The organism is Mesorhizobium delmotii, assembly GCF_900149755.1.
GTDB classification, from domain to species: domain Bacteria; phylum Pseudomonadota; class Alphaproteobacteria; order Rhizobiales; family Rhizobiaceae; genus Mesorhizobium; species Mesorhizobium delmotii.
Window position 1 is genome coordinate 18,869 of sequence record NZ_FUIG01000081.1, and the last position, 16,328, is coordinate 35,196.

The window sequence follows — 16,328 nt, forward strand, 5'->3', positions numbered from 1 at the left end:
TTGCGCCAGCGTTGACAATTGGCGAAAGCGGCGACGTTGCCAATCTCCCCCCGTGCGGGCCTGTGCGGGGGAGATGCCCGGTAGGGCAGAGGGGGGTGCTGTCCCGCCGGCCTATCAGACAATCGCATCAACGCCACAAGGCCGGTTTCCAGTTGGAAATGGATCCCACAAAAAGTCTGCGATCCTTCCCACCCCCTCTGGCCTGCCGGCCATCTCCCCCCTTGTGGGCAAGGGGGAGATCGGCAGCTTCGGCGAGGTCATCCTCAGCCGACGATGCGCAGGTTCGACAATTCGTTGGCGATTTCCTTGAAATTGTCCGACAGCGTCGCCCCGGTCGCGTTCCAGAACAGCTTGGCCGGTTTGGTCGGATCGGTGGGATCCATGCGGAAGCGAGAGTCCGACGAGCATGCCTTCAGCGCGTCGAGTGCTTTCTTGTCGCCGGCATCGCTGGTCGACAGGTCGAGCGCGACGGTCATGACGAGAATGTTCGAATTCTTCGTGTTGGCGCAAAGGGTCTGCATCTGCTCGTCCAGCGCGGCGGTGTAGTTGGCGCCGGTGTAGGTGATCTTGCCGATGTCGGTGCTCGTGTTCATGAACAGGCGCGTCAGGCTTCCAGACCCCGGATATGTCAGACCGGTGTAGCCGTAAGCGGCGTAGGTCGACCTGTTGTTGGCATAGCCGCTGTCGCTGACGGCGCTGTAGGTATTGGCGCCGTCAGTCAGCACGATCACCACTTTGTCGTTGCCCCTTTCGGTGTTCGGCCGGCCCTCGGTGAAAGGTTCGTTGCTCGATACCGTCCGCCAGCCCCAGGCAAGGCCTTCCGGCACGTTGGTGTTGCCGTTCGGCGCCATGGCGTCGATGGCGTTCTTGATCTCCTCTTTCTCGGCAAGCTGGCTCACGTCCTTGAGCGTCGTGATCGGGTTGGTCGTGCAGGACGCATTCGGGCCATCGCCCGAGGCGGCCGACGTCGAGCCGTAGGGCTTGACCAGGAAATATTTGCGCATGTCCGACTGCCGCTGGGAAGCGGTCGGATCTGCGGCGAAGGGCCAGTCAGCCCACCAGTTGTTGCCGTAATTATACAACGTGCTGCCGACGTCGTTGACACCGTCGTGGTTGAAATCGAGCCAGAGCGTGCCAGGCTCGTCCGGTGCAAACATCGGCACGAACAGCGTCGCAGGCGTGGCGGTGTTCGGGGTGGTGTCGTCGTTGTTATACGGGTGCGGCCTCGCCTCGACGCAACCCTGCCAGCTCGCATAGCGGCTGGTGGTGTAGATATATTCCGGGGTGGTCCAATGGCCGGTCCGGCAAGTGCCGTTTCTCCTGTATTCGTCGCAGATATATTGCTTGCTGTTGGGCACTTCTTCGCGGCCGGACTCGACGGTCATGTCGGCGTAGAGGCTGAAACGGGTCAGTGGTTGATCCTGGGTGTCGCCCCAGCCGGTGCCGCGCTTGTACCAGACGCCGCTGAATTTCTCGGCGTATTTGTCCGGATCGTCGGCGGGGGTCATCATCGTCCAGTCGAAATCCTCGTGCTGGATCGGGGAGATGCCGTCCTGGTCCATCCAGCTATCCTGGTCATGGGTGGGACCGACATTGACCGCAGCAGCGAACGGCACGAGGGAGAACTGCACCGGTTTGGTGACCTGCTTCATCTGCTGTGCCTGCAGCGCCAACGTATCGACAAGCTGCTTGGCGGCAGTCTTCAGCAGGTCTATTCGCTTCGCGCCGGTGCCGGAGCCCAGATTATTCATCGAGCCGGAATTGTCGAGCACAAGGGCTACTTCCAGCGTGTTCTTGAGGCGGATTTCCGAGCACGCCGTGAAGGTTGTATCGCTGGTGGTCCCGCCGCCCATCAGCATGGCGGCGGCCGGCAGAAAATAGGGGTGGTACGTCAGGGCGCTGCAGAGCTTCAACGTGCCGCCACCCGCATTGTTGTTGGGCAGGGTGACGGTAAGCAACGTATTGGCCGGATCGACAGGGCCGAGATTGGCTTCGAAGAAAGTCTTGGCATAGGCCTTGGCGTCGTCGTCGCTTGCGCCGGAGACGATCTTATGAGCGGTGGCGAGGCCGGCGCCGTCCAGGGCATTCAACGTAGCGTGCTTCTGGCGGAGCAGTTCCGAGTAGTCGACGCTGAGCGCCAAGCCGCCCATGAGCGGCACCATGGTGATGACCGTCATCAGCGTATAGTTGCCACGCCGGTCCCTACCGAATTTTCGGATCATTGCCTTCAGCACCCCGCCAGTCGGCGAGTGATGCCACCAATCCTTAAATTTCAGATTGCTAAAATGCGTCCAAGACCGACACGTTTTTTCAAAGCTCGTTAACCACGCCGCCGCTGGAGGCAATGCCGCCCGCGATCGGACCGCCGCGGAACCCTCCAGAATCGGCTAAAGCTCTGGAAAACGAGAATTTTTGTGCCGTGCGATCGTGCCTTCATTTCGGGGCGGCGATGCTGAATGCGGCGAAAGCCTGGTGACAGGGTCAAGAGCTTCGGTTAATGCGGTCCGGTCGCTGCGGATCGTCGGCGGCGGCGCTCGCAACCATCATGACCTGGGAAACGATATGGCGGATTCGCCCGATATCATCGGCTCGCTCGCGGATTTGTCGACAGCCTATTCTGCCATTCTTTGCGATGTCTGGGGCGTGGTCCACAATGGCGAACGGCATTTTCCGGCCGCGGCTCTGGCGCTGGCGACCGCACGCGAAGCCAAGATACCTGTGGTGCTGATTACCAATTCGCCACGCCGCAGCGCCGATGTGGTGGCGCAGATGAATGCGATCGGCGTTCCCTCGGAGGCCTACGACCGCGTCGTCACCTCCGGCGATGTGACCCGCGACCTGATCATCGAGGGCCCGCGAAGGATCTTCCATATCGGCGCCGATCGCGATTTCACGCTCTATGACGGGCTTGATGTCGAACTCGTCGAGGAGTTCGAGGCATCCGGCGTGGTCTGCACCGGGCTGTTCGACGACGAGGTCGAGAAGCCGGAAGACTACGCCGATCTTCTGCGGCGGCTACGCGCCAGGAACCTGCCCTTCATCTGCGCCAATCCCGACATCGTGGTCGAGCGCGGCGAGCGGATGATCTGGTGCGCCGGGGCCTTGGCCCGCGACTATGCCCAGCTCGGCGGGCGGACGCTGATCGCCGGAAAACCTTATGCCCCGGTCTATGACGTCGCGATGAAGGAGATCGCCGACCTCCTCGGCCACCCGGTCGAGCGCGCGGACGTGCTGGCCATCGGCGACGGCATGATGACCGACATCAAGGGTGCTGCCGACAATGGCTTCGACGTGCTCTACGTGTCGGGCGGCATCCATGCCCGCGACTACGGCGATCCGCTACAACCGGATCCGGCCAGGCTAATTGCCTTTCTGGAAAGGCACGGCTACTGGCCGGTCGCGGTCATTGCGAGACTGCAGTAGGGTCGATCGATGACGGAAGCCTTCGAACGCGTTTCTGCAATCTCGCCGCTGCCGGCCCATTTGCGGGGTGGCGTGGTGGCGATCGGCAATTTCGACGGTGTGCACCGCGGCCACCAGGCGGTGCTCGAGCGCGCGCTTGCCGAGGCCTGCCGGCGCGGCGTGCCGGCTCTGGTGCTGACCTTCGAGCCGCATCCGAGAAAGGTGTTCCGGCCTGAGATACCGCTGTTCGTGCTGACGCCGCCGCCGATGAAGGCACGGTTGTTGTCGTATCTAGGCTTTGCCGCACTCGTCGAACAGCCGTTCACGCGCGACTTCGCCGCACTGTCGGCGGAAGCGTTCGTGACCGACGTGCTGGACAGGAATCTCGGCATCATTCACGCCGTGACCGGCTTCGACTTCCACTTCGGCAAGGACAGGCAAGGCGGCCCGGCCTATCTGATGGCGGCCGGCGAACGCCACGGCTTCGGCGTCACCCTGGTTGACGCGTTTCGCGACGAGGGCGCCGAGGTGGTGTCGTCGAGCCGGATCCGCGCGCTGCTATGCGAAGGCACGGTGGGCGAGGCGGCCGGCCTGCTCGGCTACCGCTTCACGGTGGAAAGCGAGGTGATCGGCGGCCAGCAGCTTGGCCGGACGCTCGGCTTTCCAACCGCCAATATGAGGCTTTCGCCGGAAGCCACTCTGAAGGAAGGGATTTATGCCGTCCGCTTCCGTCGCGCCGACGGTACGCTTCATGATGGTGTTGCCAGCTTCGGTCGCCGCCCGACCGTCGATGACAACGGCGCGCCGCTTCTGGAAACTTTCGTTTTCGATTTTTCCGGCGATCTCTACGGCGAGATATGCGCGGTGTCCTTCTTTGGTTTCCTGCGCGCCGAGGTGAAGTTTGACGGGCTCGACGCGCTGGTCGGGCAGATGAAGCGCGACGAAGTCGAGGCGAGGGCGCTGCTTGCCGGCGTCAGCCCGCTTTCCGAGCTCGACGCGGCCATTGCTTTCTAAAGCATGATCCCGAAAAGTGGGAACCGGTTTTCGGACAAGATCATGCTAAAACAAGGACCTATTTTTTCAGCGCCAGGCCGACCGCAATGAAGGCCCAGCCCTGGAAGATCAGGTCGACGGCGAGAAACAGCCCCAGCACCCATACGCTGTTGACTGGCCAGCCCATGGCGATGACCAGGCCTGCCAGCGCGCTGATGATGCCGGCCGCCACCAGCCAGCCCCAGCCTTTTTCCGGTCTGTGCTTGTACCCGACCCAGGCCCTGAGCACGCCTGAAGCGAGAAGGGCGACCGCCAGCAGGAAGGTCAGCACCGCCGAGGCCAGCAGCGGATTGTAGAAGGCGAAGAACCCGGCGACGGCATAGAGGAGACCGCTGAGCAGCCAATAGAAGAACCGGCTCCAAGTCTTCACACCGAAGGCATGCATGATCTCGATGACACCGGCCATCAGCATCAGCCAGCCGACGACGTAGACCGAGGCGACCGTGGCGATGAACAGATTGCCGAAGGCGATGCCGCCGAGGATCAGCAGCAGCACGCCGAGCCCGACGAACCATCCCCATTTCGCCCGCGTCTGACCGATTGCATCCTTTAAAGCATCGCCCTGCAGGGTCATTGCCGCCATCTCCATCGTCGCCTGGCAACTTGCCAAATTTGGAGGGTAGCGCCGAAGGCCTTGCTCGTCCAGCGAGCAGCACGCGCCGGACGCACGCCAAAAAAGCGAGGCAGCGTTTCGAATTTAAATCAAAGTTTACTGAACCGGCGCCATGGCTCTTGGCCAGGCTGGTTGTTCCCGCCTGTGTTTTGTGCGCATGGAGTGACGATGCGTTCTGTCAGGGTGTTTCAGGTGGCCTTGGCCAGCTTCATGCTGGGCGCGCCCGGTGCCGCCGAAGCCGGCGAGGGCGCCTTGGGCTGGCTGTCCGGCGACTGGTATTTGACGGTCGGCGCCACCGGCATGGTCGCGCCGAACTTCGAGGGCGGCAAGAAGTACCTGCTCAGCGCCTCGCCGATCATCTCGTTCGGCAAGGCCGGTCCTGCGGCCCGCTTCACCTCGCGCAACGACAACATTTCGCTGGGGTTGATCGACGACGGCGGCCTCCGCGCCGGCCTGACCGGAAAATTGCTGTTTTCGCGCGATGGCGACGACGCCGACGAGCTGAAAGGCCTCGACCCGGTGCGCTGGGGTGGCGAGGCCGGCGGCTTCTTCGAATTCTATCCTTTTGACTGGTTGCGCGCCCGCGCCGACCTGCGGCATGGCATTCGCGCCCATAGCGGCTTTGTCGCCGACATCGCCGCCGACGCCTTCTATGATGTGACGCCGGACGTCAGAATTTCGGGCGGGCCGCGCGTTTCGTTCGCCTCGTCGGACTATTTCGACGCCTATTACGGCGTTAACGCCGAGGAAGCCGTGGCTTCGGGCCTCAGCCAATACCGTCCGGGCGGCGGCGTGAAGTCGGCGGGCCTCGGCGGCGCGGTGACCTGGAAAGTGACCGAGCCGATGACGGCCAGCCTGTTCGGCGAATATTCGCGCCTGATGGGCCCGGCAGCCGATTCCAGCCTGGTCAAGGAGCGCGGCTCAAGAGATCAGTTCATGATCGGCGTCTCGACGACGTATCGCTTCGAATTCTCGATGTGAGTGCTATCCCAGCAATCGCGTATCGACCGGACGGTTCGTGACCCCAACGATACGGATGCAGTCGCGGGCCAGCAAATCCGGGTTGAGGAGATAGTTTCTTGTGAACGGGACAATTGCACAAGGAACTTCCATGACGGCGTGGGTGGCAGCAGCGACAAAGTTCGTCCCGAGCCGTTGTGTCATGGCCAGATCGTCCTTCCAGTCATCAGGCAAACCAGGAGACGTGATGGCAACGTCATCCGGCATTTCGATCTCCAGAAGCTGATAGGTCTGGGGCATGTCTTCCGCGTCGACATGCACAAGTATCTCGAGAAGTGCCGTGGCCGGGTGATCGGCGCAGTAGACAATTGGTGTTCCCATGGCATGCCAACGGCCGCCGCTGACCAAACCACCGACACCCAGCAGGTCGGCGTAGCCGGAAATGCGCCAGAGCCGCATATGTCAGGCGAAGATGCCATGGTCGATGCGATGGAGCTCTTCTTCCACCAGCGCTGCACCCGTTTCTGACTGCAAGAGGTTGATCGGTGTCTCGTTAAGCACCCTGCTGTGCTTGCGCAGCCAACGCTGCGCTTTTTCGTGATTACCGAAAACCCGATCCGCCATCGTCGAAATCCGTTCAAGCCGCATGACGCGGTCGGACTCGGCGATCGTCAGTGTCTCGTTTCGCTCCCTGCGGCGCGCCAATGTCCGTCGCGGGCCGACGATCCTATAGATTTCGTCATTGCTGAAGCCACGCTGGCGAAGTCCTTCGACCCTGGTGACATGAACGAGAAACCGTTCCGTTGCGGTGTCCGGGATTGCGGCGCCGATACGCTCGGCCTTTGGATTTGGGCTCGGCTGACCCTTGATGTGCAAGCTGGACATGTTTTAGCTCCGCTGCCATATGCCCAAAGATGTAGGCGCAATTGGCACATGATGCAAGGAAACCACTAGAGTTCGGGGCTTTTCAATATCGCCTGTCTCGGTTAAAAGCCCAGCCATGACGAGCTTTTCGCGCCTTTTCGCGCTGACGATACGAATTACGAGCCCGGTGTTCCGGGCGGCCTGACCGCCGCCGGAGCCGCCGGGAATTTTGCGCGCGGCCTCTCGCGCTTTTTCCAGATCATGATAGTTCAACGCCCGGGCTCTTTTGCCGCCGGGCAATGCATATGGCAGACCAATGACCGATACCCCAATGACCGACACTGTTGAAACGATCGACTATTCCAAAACGCTTTATCTGCCCCAGACGGATTTCCCGATGCGCGCCGGCTTGCCCGAGAAGGAGCCGCTGCTGGTCAAGCGCTGGCAGGACTTGGACCTCTACCGCAAGCTGCGCGACAACGCCGCCGGCCGCGAAAAATACGTGCTGCATGACGGCCCGCCCTACGCCAACGGCAACATCCACATCGGCCACGCGCTGAACAAGATCCTTAAGGACGTCATCACCCGCTCGTTCCAGATGCGCGGCTACGACTCGAACTACGTGCCCGGCTGGGATTGTCACGGCCTGCCGATCGAATGGAAAATCGAGGAGCAATACCGCGCCAAGGGTAAGAACAAGGACGAGGTTCCGGTCAACGAGTTCCGTAAGGAATGCCGCGAGTTCGCCGCGCACTGGATCAAGGTGCAGGGCGCAGAATTCCAGCGGCTCGGTGTCGTCGGCGACTTCGACAATCCCTATACGACGATGGCGTTCCGTGCCGAGGCGCGCATCGCCGGCGAACTGTTGAAATTCGCCATGTCCGGCCAGCTCTATCGCGGCTCCAAGCCGGTGATGTGGAGCGTTGTCGAGCGCACCGCGCTGGCCGAGGCCGAGGTCGAATACCAGGACTACGACAGCGATACGATCTGGGCGAAGTTTCCGGTCGTCAGCCTCGCTCGTCAGGTCACCAACGTCGAAGATGGGCAGCCAGCCTTGGATCCAAAGCTGACGCAGACGTCACTGGACTTGCTGGAGGCCCACGTCGTCATCTGGACGACCACGCCGTGGACCATCCCCGGCAACCGCGCCGTGAACTATTCGCCCCGCATCAACTATGGCCTCTACGAGGTCACGGCAGCAGAGAATGCTTTCGGCCCGCAACCTGGCGAAAAGCTGATCTTTGCCGACGCGCTGGCCGAAGAGGCTGCGGTCAAAGCCAAAGTGACGATAAATCGTCTCCGTAACGTTTCGGCCGAAGAGCTTGGAAGCCTTACGCTTTCTCATCCCTTCAACGGTTTGAACGGCGGCTACGAATTCCCCGTGCCGATGCTCGCCGGCGACCACGTCACCGACGATGCCGGCACCGGCTTCGTTCACACCTCGCCTAGCCACGGCCGCGAGGACTTCGACGCCTGGACGGACGCTGCGTCGGAACTGCGCCAACGCGGCATCGACACGGCGATCCCGTTTCCTGTCGACGATGCCGGCTTCTTCACCAAGGACGCGCCGGGCTTCGGCGCGGACCGCGAGGGCGGAGCGGCGCGCGTCATCGACGACAACGGCAAGAAGGGCGATGCCAACCAGGCGGTCATCGACGAGCTGATCAAGCGCAACGCGCTGTTCGCGCGCGGGCGGCTGAAGCACTCCTATCCGCATTCGTGGCGATCGAAGAAGCCGATCATCTTTCGCAACACGCCGCAATGGTTCGTCTATATGGACAAGGATCTGAGCGACGGCACGACGCTGCGCAGCCGTGCCTTGAAGGCCATCGACGACACCCGCTTCGTGCCGGCCGCCGGCCAGAACCGCATTCGCGCCATGATCGAGGAGCGTCCCGATTGGGTGCTGTCGCGCCAGCGCGCCTGGGGCGTGCCGATCGCCGTCTTCGCCGATGCCGACGGCAATGTTCTGCACGACGAGGCGGTCAACCAGCGCATCGTGGACGCCTTCGAGAAGGAGGGCGCCGACGCATGGTTCGCGGCCGGCGCCAAGGAGCGTTTCCTCGGCAACCACGATGCTTCGAAATGGCAGCAGGTGATGGACATCCTCGACGTCTGGTTCGATTCCGGCTCGAGCCATGTCTTCACTCTCGAGGATCGCCCGGACCTGAAATGGCCGGCCGACCTTTACCTCGAAGGTTCCGACCAGCATCGCGGCTGGTTCCACTCCTCGCTGCTTGAAAGCTGCGGCACCAGGGGCAGGGCGCCTTACGACACCGTCGTCACTCATGGGTTCACCATGGACGAGGAGGGACGGAAAATGTCGAAGTCGCTCGGCAACACCGTGGTGCCGCAGGATGTCATCAAGCAGTCGGGCGCCGATATCCTGCGGCTATGGGTGGTGACGACCGATTACTGGGAAGACCAGCGGCTCGGCAAGAACGTGCTGCAGACCAATATCGACGCCTACCGCAAGCTGCGCAACACCATCCGCTGGATGCTGGGCACGCTTGCTCATGACGATGGCGAGGAAGTGCCGCTGGATAAGATGCCGGAGCTGGAGCGGCTGATGCTGCATCGGCTCGCCGAACTCGATGAAATCGTGCGCGCGGGCTATGACGCCTTCGAGTTCAAGCGCATCACCCGCACGCTGCTCGACTTCATGGTGGTCGAGCTGTCAGCCTTCTATTTCGACATCCGCAAGGACGCGCTCTACTGCGAAGCGCCGTCCAGCGTGAAGCGCAAGGCGTCCGTGCAGGTGGTGCGCCATCTGTTCGACTGCCTGGTGAAATGGCTGGCGCCAATGCTGCCCTTCACCATGGAGGAGGCCTGGCTCGATCGCCATCCGGACGCCGTTTCGGTACATCTCGACCAGTTCCCGCAAATCCCCGTCGACTGGAAGAATGAGGTGCTGGCGGAAAAATGGCGCAAGGTGCGGCAGGTTCGCCGTGTCGTCACCGGCGCGCTGGAGATCGCACGCGCCCAGAAGGTCATCGGGTCGTCGCTGGAAGCGGTGCCGGTCGTCACGCTCGACGATGCGGCGCTCGAAGCAGCGATATCAGATGTCGACATGGCCGAAATGGCGATCACCAGCGATCTGGTCATTGCGCAGGGCAACGCGCCTTCTGGTGCCTTCACGCTGGACGAAGTCAAGGGCGTCGCCGTGGTGATCGAGAAGGCCGAGGACCGGGGCCTGGTCAAATGCGCGCGCTCATGGCGCTACACGGCCGATGTCGGGCAGGACAGGGAATTCCCCGACGTTTCCGCGCGGGACGCGGCGGTTCTGCATGAATTGAAGGCGCTTGGTCGTATATAAGGCGGTGCACAAATGCCACGGCGGGCGGCTGATCAGCCCCCGCTCGTTGCCCTTAACGAGTGGTTGAGGTAAACACGCGAAACTCCGGACGACAAATTGTCGCCGGATTTCCGTCGGAAGAGCATAGGCGATGGGGACCGGACCTTTGGCCGGTGGCGATCGAGAGGCTGTCTAGAGTGGGACTTTTTGGCATGACCGAAAGAACTTGCGCGCGCGTTGCGCTGCTGGCGCCGCTTGTCGTATCCGGCTTGGCCCTGACCGGCTGCATGGGCTCGCCGACTTACGGGACCGACAAGACCGCCTCCGCCCAGCTTGCCGGCGATCTCACCAGCGCTTTTTCCGTCACGCCGAAGAACAAGGAAAAGATCGACTACAAGCCGCGCCCCGAACTGGTGAAGCCGGCGCCGGGTCAGAAGGAACTGCCGCCGCCGCAGGACAGCATCGCGACGGCAAGCGCCGATTGGCCGGAATCGCCCGAGCAACGCCGCGCTCGCCTGCGTGCCGAGGCCACGCTCAATCAGGACGATCCGTCCTACCAGGCGCAGATCGTCGATGACGTGCAGACGGATCCAACCGCGATCAAGGCTGCATTGAAGGAGTCGGGTTCCAGTCATCCGCCGGCCTGGAAGCCGGCGGATTCGGACAAGGGCCGCGCCGCCGAGGTCAAGCGCCGCCTCGCCGAACAAAAGCAGGGTGACCCGAACACCCGCAGATATCTGAGCGAGCCGCCGGTGCAATATCGCGCCGCTGCCGGCACCGCGCCGGTCGACGACCTCGGCGAGGACGAGTACAAGAAAGAACGCCGCCTCAAGAAGGAAGCGGCCGCCAAGAACAAGAGCGGCGGCATGTTCGACTGGCTGCCGTGGTAAGCTGCCGGCGCTAATGCATGTCGCGCAAAAGTGTGCAGCGGTTTTGCGATAACGACATGCATAAAACGGCAACCTAAAGCGCGTCGCATGAGGCCGGTCAAACGCGACGCGCTTTAGGGGAAAGCTGCCGACGCTACGGTTCGCGTCGCTCCCTGAAAAAATCCTTCAGAAGCAGCGCTGCGTCGCTCTCGGCCATGCCTGGATAGATGTCTGGCACGTGGTGGCAGGTCGGTGAGGCGAAGAAGCGCACGCCGTTGACCACAGCGCCGCCCTTCTCGTCGGCGGCGCCGAAATAGAGCCGGCGCAGCCTGGCGAAGGAAATGGCGCCGGCGCACATGGCGCAGGGCTCTAGCGTCACATAGAGATCGTGGCCGGTGAGCCGCTCGCTCGACAGCTTGCGGCAGGCCTCGCGGATCGCCAGCATCTCGGCATGGGCGGTGGGGTCGGAAAGCTCGCGGGTGCGGTTGCCGGCACTGGCAACGACCGTATCGCCGCTGGCGATGACCGCGCCGACCGGCACTTCGCCGCGCAGGGCGGCGGCTTCGGCCTCCTTCAGCGCCAGCGCCATGAAATCCGGCCGCTTCAAGCGGTTTCCATTCCTATTATCTCCTCGCTACTCCGGCGTGATCCTGTTATCTAGCGCATGACCCCGAAAACCGGAATCGGTTTCGGAGGGGATCATGCGCCAAATCAAAGTCCTACAGCGTCCTTTGCGCGTCCGTACGGACGCGCGGCGCTGTAGTGCAAACGAGCAAAAGCCACATGGACGACAAAGACAAGAAATTCCCGCGCCAAAAGGGCCCGCGCAAGAACGGCCCGAAACCGTCGAGCCCGCGTGGTCGCGATGCCGCTGCCGGCAAGGGCGGCAAGCCGTCCTTCGGCGCAAGAAAACCTTACGCGCCGCGTGGCGACCGTCCGATGGCGGCTGACGGCGAGCGGCCGAAGCGTGACTTCAAAAGCGGCGATAGGCCGTTCAGCAAGGGGCCGCGCCCTGAAGGCAAGCCTTATGAAAAGCGCGAGGGGCCGCGCAAACCATACGCGCCGCGTGGCGACCGCCCGATGGCGGCTGACGGCGAGCGGCCGAAACGCGACTTCAAGAGTAGCGACCGGCCGTTCAGCAAGGGGCCGCGCCCTGAAGGCAAGCCTTATGAAAAGCGCGAGGGGCCTCGAAAACCCTATGCGCCACGCGGCGACCGGCCGATGGCGGCCGACGGCGAGCGGCCGAAGCGCGACTTCAAGGCCGGCGACAGGCCGTTCAGCAAAGGGCCGCGTCCGGAAGGCAAGCCTTATGAGAAGCGCGAAGGTCCGCGCAAGCCCTACGCGCCGCGCGGCGACCGCCCGACGGCTGCCGAAGGCGAGCGCAGCGAAAGGCGCTTCGACCGTCCCAAGCACGACTTCGGCGATCGGCCCAAGCGCGATTTTGGCGCTGCCCAAGGGGCATCGGGCGGCGGTTTCAAGCCGCGTCCACGTCCGGCCGAAGCGACGGAAGAGCCAGGCGAGCGCATCGCCAAGCGGCTGGCCCGCGCCGGCCTTGCCTCGCGCCGCGATGCCGAGGAACTGATCGCGGCCGGCCGCGTCAAGGTCAATGGAAGGGTGCTGTCCTCGCCCGCCTTCAATGTGATGCCCGGCGACATCATCCATCTCGACGGCATGGAGATCCCACCGATCGAGCGCACCCGGCTGTTCCTGTTCCACAAGCCGGCCGGCGTCGTCACCACCAACCGTGATCCCGAGGGCCGCAAGACCGTCTTCGACGTGCTGCCGGCCGACCTGCCGCGGCTGATGACCATCGGCCGGCTCGACATCAACACCGAAGGCCTGCTGCTGCTCACCAATGATGGCGGGCTGGCGCGCGTGCTCGAACTGCCGGCGACCGGCTGGCTCAGGCGCTACCGCGTGCGCGTGCACGGCAAGGTCGAGGAAAGTGCGCTCGCCGGCTTGCGCGAAGGCATTGCCGTCGACGGCGTCTTCTACGGCGCCATCGAGGCGACGCTCGACCGCGAGCAAGGCACCAACGCCTGGCTGACGCTCGGCCTGCGCGAAGGCAAGAACCGCGAGGTCAGGAATATACTGGGCTCGCTTGGTCTCGACGTGACACGGCTGATCCGCATTTCCTACGGGCCGTTCCAGCTCGACGACCTGCCCGAGGGCCATGTGCTGGAGATCAAGGGCCGCGTGCTGCGCGACCAGCTCGGCGAACGCCTGGTCGAGGAGTCCGGCGCCAATTTCGACGCTGAGATCACCAAGCCGTTTTCTAACAGGCCGGTGCGGCGCGAAGCGGTGCGGGAAGAGGAACCGGAGCGGCCGAAGTTCACCCGCGACGGCGAACGCCGTCCGATCGGCGAAGGCGGGCTGATCAAGAACCGCAAACGCCGCGAAGGCAGCCGCGACGAGGCGCTGGGCAAGCTGTCGACAAGTCCCGGCAGAAGCGTTGGGCCGGAAAAGAGCTTTGGTGAGCGTGGCCCCAAATCTGAACGCAGCGGCCCCGAACGCGGCGGCTTTGGCGATCGCGGCCCCAAATCTGAACGGAGTGGGCCGGGCGGCTTTGGCGGCAAACCGGGCGGCGGGAAAAAGTCCGAACGCGAGCAGCGCCCGATCGAGCCGCCGGGCCAGCGCAAGGCCAATGTCTGGATGGCGCCGGGCGCGCGGCCGATCGGCAGGGGCAGGGCGGACGCGGATGCCGCCAAGGCGGCCGAAGCCAAGGAACGCAAGGCTTCGTTCAAGCCGTCTTATGGCAAGCCCGCCCATGGAAAACCGGGAGGGGGAAAAGCCGGAGGCGCAAAGCCGTTCGGCAAGCCGCGTGGCGAACGCCCAAATTCGGGCAGCAGTGATAGCGGCGGCAAAGGCGGCGACCGGCCGCGCAGTGGTCCCAAGGGATCAAGGGGAGGCAATGCGGATCGTCGGCGGTGAGTTTCGCGGGCGTCCGCTGGCGACGCCCCGCTCAAGCGCCATCCGTCCGACCACCGACCGCACCCGCGAGGCTGTCTTCAACGTGCTGGCGCATCGCTTTCCCGATAGGCTGGTCGGCGCGCGCGTGCTCGACCTGTTCGCCGGCACCGGCGCGCTCGGCCTCGAGGCGCTGTCACGCGGCGCATCTTATGGCGTCTTCATCGAAGAATCAGCGGAAGGGCGCGGCCTGATCCGCACCAATGTCGAGGCCTTCGGCCTCACCGGGCGTACCAAGATATTCCGTCGCGAAGCGACGGCTCTGGGCGAGGCGGGCACGATGGCCGCGTTCAGCCTGGTGTTCGCCGATCCGCCCTATGGCAAGGGCCTGGGCGAGCGTGCCTTGCGTTCGGCCAAGGCCGGCGGCTGGCTCGCCCGCGGCGCGCTCTGCGTCGTCGAGGAGGCGGCAGTGGCGCCGTTCGAGGCAGGGCCGGGCTTTTCGGTTGTCGACGAGCGCAGCTATGGCGAGACGGTCATCCGGTTTATCGAGGTTGGGTGATCGCGGCGGGCGCTTGCTCGCCCCCAATCCTTCATTGGGGGAGAGGTGGCCGCGAAGCGGCCGGAGAGGGGGACGGTTGTGCGACCCTCCACCATTCGAGACGTTCAAGTCAGCTCCTCCTCGGTTTGTCGGCGCAGACCCCCTCTCCGTCTCGGCTTCGCCGAGCCACCTCTCCCCCGCTTCGCCGGGGCGAGGAACAGAGCGCCTCGAAAATGACCAACAAATCAATTTGCCTGTGGCAACACCCCCGCCTATCGTCCCACCCCATGACAACCGGAGCCATTGATGACATCTCAGGCTGAATGGCTGCGCGGAACGCTCTTGGCGCTGGCTCTCGTGATGACCGGCCCGGTTCTGGCCGACAACAAGCCGGACGACGGCAAGGTGACGAATTTCCTGCTCGACAACGGCATGGAGGTTGTCGTCATTCCCGATCACCGGGCGCCGATCGTCACCCATATGGTGTGGTACAAGATCGGCAGCGCGGATGAGCCGCCCGGCAAATCCGGCATCGCCCATTTCTTCGAGCATCTGATGTTCAAGGCGACGACCAATCAGGCGGCCGGCGCGTTCGACCGCGCCGTCTCCGCCATCGGCGGTTCGAACAACGCTTTCACCTCTTATGACTACACCGCCTTTTACGAGGCGGTGGTGCCGCAAGCGCTCGAGCAGATGATGGATTTCGAGGCCGATCGCATGCGCAACCTCATCCTCAACGACGACGTCATCGCCACCGAGCGCGACGTGATCCTCGAGGAACGCCGCTCGCGCATCGACAGCAATCCGCAGGCGGTGCTCGGCGAGGAGGTCGACGCGACGCTCTGGCAGAACCAGCCCTATCGCATTCCGGTGATCGGCTGGATGCAGGAGATGGAGAAGCTGAACCGCGCCGACGCCAAGGCTTTCTACGACAAATATTACACGCCCAACAACGCCGTGCTGGTGGTGGCCGGCGATGTCGACCCCGAGGTGGTCAAGGCGCTGGCCGAAAAGACCTACGGCAAGATTGCGCGTGGTCCAGACCTGCCGCCGCGCATCCGTCCGGTCGAACCCGAGCAGAACACCAGGCGCACGGTGACGCTCACTGATGCGCGTGTCAGCGTGCCGAACTTTTCGACGCAATGGGTGGTTCCCTCCTATCACACTGCAAAGCCGGGGGAAGCCGAAGCGCTGGACCTGCTGGCGGAGATCCTCGGCGGCGGTAGCCGCAGCCGGCTCCACCAGCAGCTTGTCGTCAAGCAGGGCATTGCCGCCGAGGCCGGCGCCTTCTTCCAGGGCACCATGCTCGATGCCACCAACTTCACCGTCTATGGCGCGCCGCGCGGCGACGCCAAGCTGGCCGATGTCCAGGCGGCGATCGAGGTCGAGGTTGCCCGCATCGCCAAGGACGGCGTCACATCAGGCGAGTTGGAGAAGGCCAAGGATCGTTTCGTCCGCTCGATGATCTTTGCCCGCGACAAGCAGGATTCGATGGCCAACATCTACGGCGCGACGCTCGCCACCGGCGGCAGCGTCCGGGACGTCGAGGGATGGCCGGGCCGCGTCCGCAAGGTCACAGCCGACGAAGTCAGGGACGTTGCCGCGCGCTATCTCAATCTCAACCATTCGACATCAGGCTATCTCTTGCCGCAGACACAGGCAGGGAATTGATGTGATGACGAGGAACCAGCATAGCGGCGCGTTTTGCTTTCTCCCCTTGTGGGAGAAGGTGGATTGGCGCGAAGCGCCAAGACGGATGAGGGGTGTTGGCCGGAGCGCCATCGGTGCCAAGCTGGAACACCCCTCATCCGACCGAGCGGAGCCTGT

14 protein-coding genes are annotated in these 16,328 nt (G+C 63.5%); 8 read left to right on the plus strand and 6 right to left on the minus strand.

What is annotated here, in order from left to right:
* Positions 1-263 precede the first annotated feature (263 nt).
* Complete coding sequence (locus BQ8482_RS34040; RefSeq protein ID WP_123151611.1) at positions 264-2,222, minus strand: pilus assembly protein; 1,959 nt, start codon at positions 2,220-2,222, stop codon at positions 264-266.
* Positions 2,223-2,562: 340 nt separating this feature from the next.
* Between BQ8482_RS34040 and BQ8482_RS34045 the strand changes: the two genes are divergently transcribed.
* Entirely contained in the window at positions 2,563-3,423 is an 861-nt protein-coding gene (locus BQ8482_RS34045; protein ID WP_123151612.1) for a TIGR01459 family HAD-type hydrolase, read from the plus strand.
* A 9-nt stretch (positions 3,424-3,432) separates the two neighbouring features.
* Positions 3,433-4,416 carry a bifunctional riboflavin kinase/FAD synthetase gene (locus BQ8482_RS34050; protein WP_123151556.1) on the plus strand — a complete coding sequence of 328 codons (984 nt, stop codon included), beginning with the start codon at positions 3,433-3,435 and terminating at the stop codon, positions 4,414-4,416.
* A gap of 58 nt (positions 4,417-4,474) precedes the next feature.
* On the opposite strand, the gene BQ8482_RS34055 is transcribed toward BQ8482_RS34050, so the two are convergent.
* On the minus strand, positions 4,475-5,029 hold the full coding sequence (locus tag BQ8482_RS34055; protein ID WP_123151613.1) for an HdeD family acid-resistance protein: 555 nt from the start codon (positions 5,027-5,029) through the stop codon (positions 4,475-4,477).
* Between the two features lie 207 nt (positions 5,030-5,236).
* On the opposite strand from BQ8482_RS34055, the gene BQ8482_RS34060 reads away from it, so the two are divergent.
* Positions 5,237-6,049, plus strand: a complete 813-nt coding sequence (locus BQ8482_RS34060; RefSeq protein WP_123151557.1) for a MipA/OmpV family protein — start codon at positions 5,237-5,239, stop codon at positions 6,047-6,049.
* Between the two features lie 3 nt (positions 6,050-6,052).
* Here the strand turns inward: BQ8482_RS34060 and BQ8482_RS34065 are convergent, their stop codons facing one another.
* The 3 genes from BQ8482_RS34065 to BQ8482_RS37915 are packed head-to-tail and all read right to left on the minus strand — an operon-like array spanning position 6,053 to position 7,165.
* Positions 6,053-6,487: an RES family NAD+ phosphorylase gene (locus BQ8482_RS34065; protein ID WP_123151558.1), complete on the minus strand. Its 435-nt coding sequence runs from the start codon at positions 6,485-6,487 to the stop codon at positions 6,053-6,055.
* Between the two features lie 3 nt (positions 6,488-6,490).
* Positions 6,491-6,913: a type II RES/Xre toxin-antitoxin system antitoxin gene (gene parS, locus BQ8482_RS34070; RefSeq protein WP_123151559.1), complete on the minus strand. Its 423-nt coding sequence runs from the start codon at positions 6,911-6,913 to the stop codon at positions 6,491-6,493.
* 3 nt (positions 6,914-6,916) lie between these two features.
* The gene (locus tag BQ8482_RS37915) at positions 6,917-7,165 is read right to left on the minus strand and encodes a hypothetical protein (protein ID WP_133254888.1); all 249 of its coding nucleotides are present in this window, start codon (positions 7,163-7,165) and stop codon (positions 6,917-6,919) included.
* A 58-nt stretch (positions 7,166-7,223) separates the two neighbouring features.
* Between BQ8482_RS37915 and ileS the strand changes: the two genes are divergently transcribed.
* Together ileS and BQ8482_RS34080 are read left to right on the plus strand one after the other, a co-directional pair.
* Positions 7,224-10,208: an isoleucine--tRNA ligase gene (ileS, locus tag BQ8482_RS34075; protein WP_123151560.1), complete on the plus strand. Its 2,985-nt coding sequence runs from the start codon at positions 7,224-7,226 to the stop codon at positions 10,206-10,208.
* A 191-nt stretch (positions 10,209-10,399) separates the two neighbouring features.
* A complete protein-coding gene (locus BQ8482_RS34080) occupies positions 10,400-11,077 on the plus strand; it encodes a hypothetical protein (protein WP_123151561.1) in 678 nt (225 codons plus the stop codon).
* Between the two features lie 133 nt (positions 11,078-11,210).
* On the opposite strand, the gene BQ8482_RS34085 is transcribed toward BQ8482_RS34080, so the two are convergent.
* Positions 11,211-11,663: a nucleoside deaminase gene (locus BQ8482_RS34085; RefSeq protein ID WP_123151562.1), complete on the minus strand. Its 453-nt coding sequence runs from the start codon at positions 11,661-11,663 to the stop codon at positions 11,211-11,213.
* Between the two features lie 176 nt (positions 11,664-11,839).
* Between BQ8482_RS34085 and BQ8482_RS34090 the strand changes: the two genes are divergently transcribed.
* The 3 genes from BQ8482_RS34090 to BQ8482_RS34100 all read left to right on the plus strand — a co-directional run bounded on the left by BQ8482_RS34090 (position 11,840) and on the right by BQ8482_RS34100 (position 16,172).
* Positions 11,840-13,987: a pseudouridine synthase gene (locus BQ8482_RS34090; RefSeq protein ID WP_123151563.1), complete on the plus strand. Its 2,148-nt coding sequence runs from the start codon at positions 11,840-11,842 to the stop codon at positions 13,985-13,987.
* A complete protein-coding gene (rsmD, locus tag BQ8482_RS34095) occupies positions 13,968-14,522 on the plus strand; it encodes a 16S rRNA (guanine(966)-N(2))-methyltransferase RsmD (RefSeq protein WP_123151564.1) in 555 nt (184 codons plus the stop codon). Before BQ8482_RS34090 ends, rsmD begins: the two co-directional genes overlap by 20 nt.
* Before the next feature lie 285 nt (positions 14,523-14,807).
* The gene (locus tag BQ8482_RS34100) at positions 14,808-16,172 is read left to right on the plus strand and encodes a M16 family metallopeptidase (RefSeq protein WP_123151565.1); all 1,365 of its coding nucleotides are present in this window, start codon (positions 14,808-14,810) and stop codon (positions 16,170-16,172) included.
* Positions 16,173-16,328: the final 156 nt, after the last annotated feature.